This window comes from Halobacteriovorax sp. ZH5_bin.2 (assembly GCF_043196375.1).
In the GTDB taxonomy this organism is placed as follows: domain Bacteria; phylum Bdellovibrionota; class Bacteriovoracia; order Bacteriovoracales; family Bacteriovoracaceae; genus Halobacteriovorax_A.
Genome location: NZ_JBEBMJ010000001.1, coordinates 184,133 through 192,958 on the forward strand (window position 1 = coordinate 184,133; position 8,826 = coordinate 192,958).

The 8,826-nt window shown below is 40.0% G+C and carries 8 protein-coding genes; 4 read left to right on the plus strand and 4 right to left on the minus strand.

What is annotated here, in order from left to right; genetic code table 11:
• Positions 1-31 precede the first annotated feature (31 nt).
• Positions 32-1,132 carry a hypothetical protein gene (locus tag ABMA76_RS00860; protein WP_393060651.1) on the plus strand — a complete coding sequence of 367 codons (1,101 nt, stop codon included), beginning with the start codon at positions 32-34 and terminating at the stop codon, positions 1,130-1,132.
• Here the strand turns inward: ABMA76_RS00860 and feoB are convergent.
• The 3 genes from feoB to ABMA76_RS00875 all read right to left on the minus strand — a co-directional run bounded on the left by feoB (position 1,129) and on the right by ABMA76_RS00875 (position 3,974).
• A complete protein-coding gene (feoB, locus tag ABMA76_RS00865) occupies positions 1,129-3,102 on the minus strand; it encodes a ferrous iron transport protein B (RefSeq protein WP_393060653.1) in 1,974 nt (657 codons plus the stop codon). The two genes, ABMA76_RS00860 and feoB, sit on opposite strands and share 4 nt — an antisense overlap.
• Positions 3,102-3,332, minus strand: a complete 231-nt coding sequence (locus ABMA76_RS00870; RefSeq protein WP_392858368.1) for a ferrous iron transport protein A — start codon at positions 3,330-3,332, stop codon at positions 3,102-3,104. The genes feoB and ABMA76_RS00870 overlap by 1 nt, the downstream gene beginning before the upstream one ends.
• Positions 3,333-3,428: 96 nt before the next feature.
• Positions 3,429-3,974 carry a dCMP deaminase family protein gene (locus ABMA76_RS00875; protein ID WP_052607433.1) on the minus strand — a complete coding sequence of 182 codons (546 nt, stop codon included), beginning with the start codon at positions 3,972-3,974 and terminating at the stop codon, positions 3,429-3,431.
• Here ABMA76_RS00875 and murJ point away from each other — a divergent pair.
• Together murJ and ABMA76_RS00885 are read left to right on the plus strand one after the other, a co-directional pair.
• Positions 3,973-5,634, plus strand: coding sequence for a murein biosynthesis integral membrane protein MurJ (gene murJ / locus ABMA76_RS00880; RefSeq protein ID WP_393060655.1), 1,662 nt, complete (start codon positions 3,973-3,975; stop codon positions 5,632-5,634). The genes ABMA76_RS00875 and murJ overlap by 2 nt on opposite strands.
• A gap of 80 nt (positions 5,635-5,714) precedes the next feature.
• Entirely contained in the window at positions 5,715-6,155 is a 441-nt protein-coding gene (locus ABMA76_RS00885; protein WP_021268496.1) for a DUF507 family protein, read from the plus strand.
• An 11-nt stretch (positions 6,156-6,166) separates the two neighbouring features.
• Here the strand turns inward: ABMA76_RS00885 and ABMA76_RS00890 are convergent, their stop codons facing one another.
• A complete protein-coding gene (locus ABMA76_RS00890) occupies positions 6,167-6,715 on the minus strand; it encodes a hypothetical protein (RefSeq protein ID WP_392910426.1) in 549 nt (182 codons plus the stop codon).
• Positions 6,716-6,868: 153 nt separating this feature from the next.
• Between ABMA76_RS00890 and ABMA76_RS00895 the strand changes: the two genes are divergently transcribed.
• Positions 6,869-8,683 (plus strand): hypothetical protein, encoded by a 1,815-nt coding sequence (locus ABMA76_RS00895; protein WP_392989036.1) that lies wholly within the window; start codon positions 6,869-6,871, stop codon positions 8,681-8,683.
• Positions 8,684-8,826: the final 143 nt, after the last annotated feature.

The window sequence follows — 8,826 nt, forward strand, 5'->3', positions numbered from 1 at the left end:
GACTGATAAGATACATATCAGAGGCACAGTCATGAAGAAACGAAGAGTGTTCACTATTTTATTCCCCTTATTGGCCATCATTATTCTCGTGGCCTGTCTTGGAAGGGGGCACAATCTTAGAAAAATAAGAAGTGAGATAATTGTTGATCAATCACTAAGCGTTAACTCAAGGGTTCCGGCCAGCACCTTTATTGAAGGCGAAGAAGAAGTCGTTATTGGGAACTTCTTTGATATCTCTAGGCCAAACTCCCTCGATGATAGCGTTGGTTTTATACAAGAAGGTAATTGGTTTCAGGATACCTTGAAAGGTTATCAGGGAAGCATCAGTCGCTACACTAATGATTCAAGTGCAAGGGCCATCTACACGACTGATCTTTTGGGTGATTCGACTTATTGTATTTGGTACTACCGAGTGCCATCAATGAATGCAACGGACAATGCAATCGTTGATATTTTTGATGGTGTTGAAGAAATTGGTCTGGCCAACTTCAGTCTAAGACTTCCAAGTAATGAAAAAGGTCTCTATCCTCTAGGGGAATTCTCTTTTACCTCAGGGCAGGAGAGTCGTGTGATTATTTCAAAGGGTGCTGAAGATCCGCTGCTTTTAAGAGCTGATGAGGTCATCTTTAAAAAGCTCGGTGATTACGAGGATTGCCAAGGAATGATTTATAAGGAGCTTGATGAGAGTGCAACGATTGTGGCGAAGGCCGTTAATCAGAAAACTTTTAAAGGAACAGATGGTTATCGCGAATATGGTGACTGGGTGGATAGTAAACTTAAAGGAGCACAAGGCAATAGTGTGCGCATGAGTGAAGATGAATATGCCTATTCAACTTATAACTTCATGCCAAAGAGGTCCGATTACTGCTTACAAATATATCGTCCAACTGTTGTTGGTGCTCTATCGAATGTTAAAGTGAGTATCTTTCAAGAAGATGTGGAAATCTTTACGACTTTTCTTAGTTATAATATGCCCGAGGCCAAGAGTGGTTGGGTAGGTTTAGGTAAACATGAGTTTAAAGAAAATGAAGTTGTGACAGTGATTTTTGAAAGAGACCCTCGCGACATCGGCTTACTTCTAAGTGATGCCGTGAGGTTATCGATAGTATCTAAAGATAAAAATTGTAATTAAATGAGTAGGTGGTAAGTAACAAATGCTCCACCATAGGCGAGAATTGTCATATATCCAAACATTAGGAAGACATGTCCCCATCCATCTGTTTCTCTGCGAACAATCCCAAGTGTTGAGATACATTGCATAGCAAAGGCAAAGAAGATTAGTAGTGACCAAGCAACGGCCGTGTTAAATACTGGCTCATTTGTTTCTGGATCAATTTCAGCTCTTAGTCTTTCTCTTAGAGTTGTTGATTCCTCATCCACATCACCAAGGGCATAGATAGTTCCTAGAGTTGAAACGAAGAGTTCACGGGCACCCATTGCAACAGTGATCCCAACTCCCATTTTCCAATTGTATCCAAGTGGCTTGATAACTGGTTCAATTAGCTTTCCAAATTGGCCAATTGTTGAATGCTCCAGAGAGATCGCAGCAGCTTCAGCTTCTGTTTTTCCAACAAGCATCTCTTGTGCTGGTTTTGGAAAAGTTGAAAGAAACCAGATTACCATTGAAAGACCTAGGATGATCGTCCCGGCCTTTTTAAGAAATACTCTTCCTTTGAAAAACATTGACTTAAAAGCAGGTTTTAAAGTTGGCATTTGATAAAGGGGTAACTCAATAATGAATGAAGTAGTGCTTCCTTTATAAAGAGTTAGTCTAAAGATCTTTGCAATAATTAGGGCCACAATACTTCCTAGGAAATAAAGGAAGAAAAAGGCAAGTGCTTGAGAGTTAAAGATTCCAAAAACAGTCTTTTCCGGAACAAATGTCCCAATTAGAAGAATGTAGACTGGTAGTCTTGCAGAACAAGTGATGAGTGGAATCGTCATTAGTGTTGCAAGTCTTTCTTTCTTATCTGAAATTGTTCTCGTTGCCATAATTGCTGGAACAGAACAAGCAAACCCTGAAAGGTATGGAAGGAAGGCCTTTCCATTAAGTCCAAAGTAAGACATCGCGCGGTCTGTGATAATTGAGGCACGTGAGATATATCCACTTTGTTCAAGAAGACTAAGTAAGAAGAAGAGAATCATAATTTGTGGAAGGAAGATAACAACTCCACCAACACCTGCAATAATTCCATCAACGATAAAGCTATTTAACATACCTTCTGGAAGTAGTGTTGCAACGTATTCTCCGAATGCACCAACTCCGCCATCAATTAGATCCATGGCAGGACCTGCCCATGTATAAATTGAGTGGAAGATTAAGTAGAACATTGCCAGAAAGATAACTCCACCTAAGAATGGGTGAAGAACGAATTGGTCAATTTTATTTGAGAGTTGAATTAAGCTCTTATTTTTACCAATAGCATATGATGCTTTTAGATCTCTTGCTTCTCTTTGGTATTTTTCAATTTGAGAAAGCGCAGAAACTTCATTTTGAAGTTCAACAAATTGATCTTCCTCAAAGCTTACATTAAATGGATTGTATTCCGTTGATTCATTTGAAAGTTTAATCTTTCCTGATGGTAAAAGAATTTCGTCTGAAGCATTCTCTCTTAAGAAGTTCTCAAGAGTTGCTCCACTGTCTCTCATTGTCGAGAATTTGATATAAGGAACACCAATATGTTCACCAATTTTATCAAAGTCATAATTCTTTGTTACATCAAGGTCGTACTTGTTGAAGATGATTTTAATCTTTCCACCAAAGAGCTTCTTTACAGCAAGAGCAAGTGAAAGAGAAGAGTCCAGACGAGCACAGTCAACAACACAAACGATTTCGTGGAATTCTGTTACTTGATTATTTCTTCCAATTAAAGTGGAAACTGTTACAGCTTCATCAATAGAAGAAGGAACTAGTGAGTATATTCCCGGAAGGTCCACAACTGCTAATTTTTCTTCATGACGGGCATTTGAAATAAGACCTGCTGTGGCCGTATCAACAGTAATACCGTTGTAATTTGCAACCTTGCGATTTGCTCCTGATAGAAGATTGAAGATCGCCGACTTCCCTGAGTTTGCAGGGCCAATAAGTAAAATTTTTCTCATTAATGTAATTCCTCAACATTGATGAGACTTGCTTCGCTTAGACGAAGGGCAACTGTTTCACCATCTGTTAATCTAAGAGTAAGAGGGGAGCCTAGGAATGAAGGAGCGATAACTTGAATTGCATCACCTGGAAGAATCCCAAGTCCTGTCATGATTGTCTTATGCTTAAGCCCCTTATCAAATGAGAGGATCTTAACATTTACGCCTTTTTTAACCTTCGATAAAACCATATTTTACTCCATACGTCTCAATGGGCTTACTATAGTTTTATTAGTCAAACTTGTCTAGGAACTCTTTACTGATATGAACCATGTTTACACGGTGGGTTACTCGCGATAGAAGGCATCTGTAAAGTGTGCAATGAGTGAATCAAGTACGTGTTCACCAAGTGAGAGCTGGCGATACTTGACTCCTGTTAAATCAAAGATACGACGAGAGATACGATTCGACTCAGTTCCAGCATGCTTATCTTGTAAGTATACGATTTCTTTGATCTTTGAAGAAGCTAGAAGCTTGGCACACTCGTGACAAGGAAAGAGAGTCACATAGCATGTTGCTCCAGAGAGCTTGTGATTAGAGTGAAGAATTGCATTGGCCTCGGCGTGAACAACGTATCCATATTTCTGCTGCTCAAGAGGGAGAGTCCTCTCTTTTCCCCAAGGAAGTTTAGTTTCATCAATTCCCGCAACAAAGCCATTGTAACCAAAAGTTATTTGGTGGTTGTTCTCATCGACAAATACACATCCTACCTTTGTGGCCGGGTCCTTACTTTTGAAGCTGGCCATAATGGCCTGAAGCATAAAGTACTCATCCCAGTTTACGGCACTCTTTGTTTGAATGTGATTAATCGACTTTTCAAGCTCTGTTCTCATGGCAGCAAGATTAGTTAATAATCCTTCACTTGGCAACTACTGGAAGCTTGTTAAGTCAGATAGGGTGGTGCAAAATATTGGAATGACAAGAGAACACAGGAAGAATTTTTTACTATCCTCTATTAAGATGGCCATCGCGACACTATCAAGTCGTGTTCTGGGTTTTGCTAGAGAAATTTTAATGGCCAAACTTTTTGGTGCCTCAGGACTTACTGATGCCTATCAAATTGCCTTTCGTATACCAAATATGTTGCGTGACTTATTTGCAGAGGGATCATTCTCATCTGCATTCGTTCCAATTTTTACTTCGGCCAAGAAGGATGGTGATGAACATGCTCGTAAGCTTCTTTGGTCCATGGCCATTGTCTTACTTGTTATCACTTCAATTGTTTGTTTATTGATTTTTATTTTCGCCCCACAAATTATTCAGATTTTAACAAATGAGCTTTTTACTTCAGATGTAAATCGCTTGGAAATGTCTGTGCTTTTGACAAGAATGATGTCGCCATTTTTAGCATTTGTTTCAGTGGCCGCATTATTTATGGGGGTTCTTAACACTTATAAGATGTTCTTTGCGCCAGCGATGGCCCCGGCGGTATTCAATATTATCATGATCGTCTCAATGATAACGCTGCCTAAGTTCTTAGAGGCACGAAACCTTCACCCAATTGTATCTCTTGGTGTAGGTGTTCTCATTGGTGGTTTCTTACAAATGCTTATTCAAGTGCCAATGCTCTTTTCAAAGGGCCTTGTAAAGCTAGATGGGATTGAGCTTTTCTCAAGTGATGTAAAAGAAATTTTAAAACGCATGAGTATTGGTACAATTGGTGTTGCGGCCACACAAATTAATCTCTTAGTCTCAACTTTCTTAGCAACGGGAACAGTTGTCGGTGCCGTTTCTTGGCTTCAATATGCATTTAGGCTCTTTCAATTTCCTGTCGGCATTCTTGGTGTTTCAATTGGAAACTCAAACCTTGTTTACTTCTCTGAACTTTGGAGGGGAGGTAAAGAAGAAGAAGCGAAGGGTGCACTTCAAACAAGTTATATAACGAGTCTTTTTGTTCTCATGCCTGCAATGGCATTAATGTTTGCTCTAGCTCAAGACTGTGTCGCTATTTCTTTTCAACGAGGAGCATTTGGCCTTGATGATACGAAGATGGTAACGGAAGCACTCTATGCTTACTTATTTGGGCTACCATTCTATGGACTTTATAAAGTCTTTTCTCCAAGCTTTTACACATTAGATAAGCCAAAAATTCCTGTGATCATTTCTTCGATCGCTGTTGGGATTAATATTATCTTCTGTTTCTCACTTGTTGATACTTATGGATTTAAAATTCTTGCGATGGGAACTTCGATTTCGATGATTTTTATCATCCTTGTTCAGTCGATTCTATTATTCAAATTGTTGGACTTGAAACTGAAATTCTTCTTTCCTCTAAGATTTTTTAAAATTGGTTTGAGTTCACTACTAGCTTTTTATGCTACACAGTATGTACGTGGATACTTCCCAAACAATATCTTTTCAACTCTTGATAATCTTGCGGCCTTCGTTGTTGCAGCGTGCGCAGGCGCTTTTGCCTATGTTATTGCGCTAAGTGTCTTGGGTGATTATGTTTTAATTCAGCGCTTCTTAAATAAGATAATCCGTCGAAATTAGAATGGAAGTAATCATAAATTTTCTTGCTTCATGAGTGGCAAGTCGTTAAACTTAAAGAGATTACACATTTGGAGCAGTAAATGAGAACAAATTTTGAAACACTCGAAAATTTAGCGAGTCATACAATTAATACACTTAAGGAAAAGGGTGTTATTGAATTCGATATTGCAAATCGTGAAAAACTTATCGAATCAATGGCGACTGAATTTGGTGTATCACTTGCAACTGATGAAGATATTCGCGATCAAGCAATCGAAGAAGTTGAAGAGAAAATGGGTGTAGATAATATGCCTGAGGACGTAACTGAGTCTGAAATGTTCAACCATGCTCGTAAAGAAATTATTAAGTCATTCAGTGGTGAAAATATTGGTGGTCTATACTTAGTAGAATCACTACACAATATTGCAAACCGCATGACTGCATTCTTAATTGATTGTGAATTCATTGATGATGTCTTCGGAACTGACGAAGAAATTCACAACTTCCTAGTACAAAATATTAGAACATTTAAGACTAGATAATAAAAAAGCTCCTAACGGAGCTTTTTTATATTATGCAAGCTTTGTTCGAAAAACGGACCTTCAAGCAGACCATTCAAAACAGAACTTTCACTTTCTAAAATGACAATTCCATTTTCAGTCTTTAGTAAGGCTGCATCATAGTAGACACGAAGCTCATGGCCTTTAGTGGCCGTACCTTCCACGCGAAGGGTTTCGATGCCTTGTTCATAAAGTTTTTCAAATGATTTTGGCTCGTGAATAATGGTCGTATCTTTATCGAAGACAAGTTCACTATTAATTGCGAGTTCTTCAAATGCCGATTGTAAATCTGGATAGTTTTTATCAGTAAAGCTAAAGCGTGATTGCCACTCGTAGCGTGTATCAGTTCTTTCAAATACTTTTAATTCACTATTGTCGTTAGTGAGAGTCCACCAAGGTGGGATTGGAATTTCAAATCCATGGAAGGGGAAGCTTACAGCATTCTTTAAGGCGACTTTTTTTTCACCTTTAATAACAAATGCCGCATAAGTAGCAAAAATTAATACACAAATGAGGAGAATCCACCAAAAAATATTACTCATAATTTGCAATTTATCGCTAAATTTAGGCTTCGTAAACGTAATATTAATCAGTTAAATCAGTAGTTTATAGAAAAAGTCGATAGTTTACTCAAGTTTCATTCATAAAGTGTCGTTAAGTAGTTGAGGATTGTTAAAGTTTTTATGGAGAAAACTATGAAGTTAAGACTTATTGGCACGAAAAGCATCTTATTGGCGATGATGATGCTAAATACATATGCTGAGATCGATATCAGTGATTGTATCTATTTAAGAGACAATGGCTATGAAGATGACGCTCAAGCATGTGTAACAAGAGCATCCCGTGGAAGCTCTGGAAGTAATGACTTCTGTGTCGATTGTTTACCTAAACTTCCTGAAAGAAATGAGTGGGCCGAAGTTGCAAAAGTTGCAATTCCTTCACTTGCAGCAATGGGGAGTGTTTATTTCGCCACTAAACACCAAGCTGATTCTCAAGAGTCATGGGCAAATGCTTATGAAAACGGAATTAAATCATGTCATGGCCAAATTGATGGCTATTTAGATTATAACCTTGAAAGAGGTGCAAACCCTGTTCTTCCAAAAGAACAAACATCAATGCTTAGCTCTTGTAATGGTTACGGCCACGGTATGTACGCTGGTGGACTTGGTCTTACTGGTGGAGCTTTCGGTGGTGTAGGTAATGGTTGGCTAGGACAAGGTTACACAGGTGGATTCCTTGGAGGTATGGGTGGACCAAACTTCGGAGGTAATATCTATGGAAATGCCGGATGGGGCATGGGAATGGGTAATGGTATGGGTAACGGTATGGGCAATGGCTTTGGTGGAAATTACCAAGCTAATGTTTATATGAACCCACTTGGTTCTCTTGCTGGTTCGGCCCTTGCTGGACTTTTAACAGGTGGTAATGCTGGCCTTGGTGTAAATATCAATGGCGGAATGGGTATGGGAATGGGTGGACACCCAGGAATGTACCCAGGAAATATCTACGGTGGAATGTACCCAGGTTTCGGAATGAACTCAGGCTTTGGAATGGGCATGGGAATGGCCGGATACCCTTACGGAACAGGTTTCGGAACAGGCTTTGGTGCTAACTTTGGCATGGGGATGGGCAATGGTTTTGGAATGGGTAATGGTTTCGGAATGGGCAACGGTTTCGGAATGAATACTGGTTTAAATTTTGGACTTAATATTGGTAGCACTGGCGCGTACCCAGGGATGAACACTGGCGCAGGTTGGGGAATGTACCCTGGATCTGGTTGGGGAATGCATCCTGGAACAGGTATCAATGCTGGTGTGAACCTAGGTTGGGGAATCAACGGCGGTGCCAACGGTGGCTGGGGTAATAATGGTGGAGTTTATCCAACTTATCCAGGACCTGGAAACGGTGGTGTTATTTCTGGCGGTTGGGGAGTCAACGGCGGTGGAAACGGTAACTGGGGGGGCCCTGGCGGTTGGGCCAATGGTGGTGGAAACCCTGCTTGTATGTGTATCTCAGCACCATGTGCTTGTGGAAATACATTTCCAGGTGGAAACGGAAATATCAATGGCGGTTGGGGAGTCAACGGAGGTTGGGGAACTGGCGCTAATAACGGTTGGGGTGTTAACGGTAACGCTGGTTGGGGAGTCAACGGTGGGAACGGTTGGGGCCTAAATGGTAATGCTAATGGAGGTTGGGGAGCCAACGGAAACTGGGGTGCAAATGGAAGCTATAATAATGGTTATCAAGCACAACAATTTCAAAGCTACATCAATGGACTTCAAGGACAAGCTGTAGCCCAAGGTAATTACCAGAACCAAGGAAACGTAGCATATGCTAACCAAGCTCTGTATCAGAACTTACATAATGCTCAACAAAATATTTATGCTAACTCTTATAATGGTTACTATAACTCTGGTACAAACTATGGTTCACTTGCTGGTGGAGGACTTAATGGTCAGTTTAGTATTGGTGTAAATGGTGGCGCCGGGTTTAACTGGGGTGCTAATTAAAAAATAAATTGAAGAGATGAGAGATATAAGAAAGCCTCCCGGATGGGAGGCTTTTTTTATAAAAAAAATAGCGCCTGTGGCGAACCGAGAAACCTAAAGGTTTCTCTCTCGAATATTATGTGCACCGAACAGGGGCGCATAAA

Bases quoted from the DNA above. Each gene is read 5' to 3' on its own strand.
- ABMA76_RS00860 (WP_393060651.1), top strand. From the start codon at position 32: ATGAAGAAACGAAGAGTGTTCACTATTTTATTCCCCTTATTGGCCATC.
- feoB (WP_393060653.1), bottom strand. From the start codon at position 3,102: ATGAGAAAAATTTTACTTATTGGCCCTGCAAACTCAGGGAAGTCGGCG.
- ABMA76_RS00870 (WP_392858368.1), bottom strand. From the start codon at position 3,332: ATGGTTTTATCGAAGGTTAAAAAAGGCGTAAATGTTAAGATCCTCTCA.
- murJ (WP_393060655.1), top strand. From the start codon at position 3,973: ATGGCAGCAAGATTAGTTAATAATCCTTCACTTGGCAACTACTGGAAG.
- ABMA76_RS00875 (WP_052607433.1), bottom strand. From the start codon at position 3,974: ATGAGAACAGAGCTTGAAAAGTCGATTAATCACATTCAAACAAAGAGT.
- ABMA76_RS00885 (WP_021268496.1), top strand. From the start codon at position 5,715: ATGAGAACAAATTTTGAAACACTCGAAAATTTAGCGAGTCATACAATT.
- ABMA76_RS00890 (WP_392910426.1), bottom strand. From the start codon at position 6,715: ATGAGTAATATTTTTTGGTGGATTCTCCTCATTTGTGTATTAATTTTT.
- ABMA76_RS00895 (WP_392989036.1), top strand. From the start codon at position 6,869: ATGAAGTTAAGACTTATTGGCACGAAAAGCATCTTATTGGCGATGATG.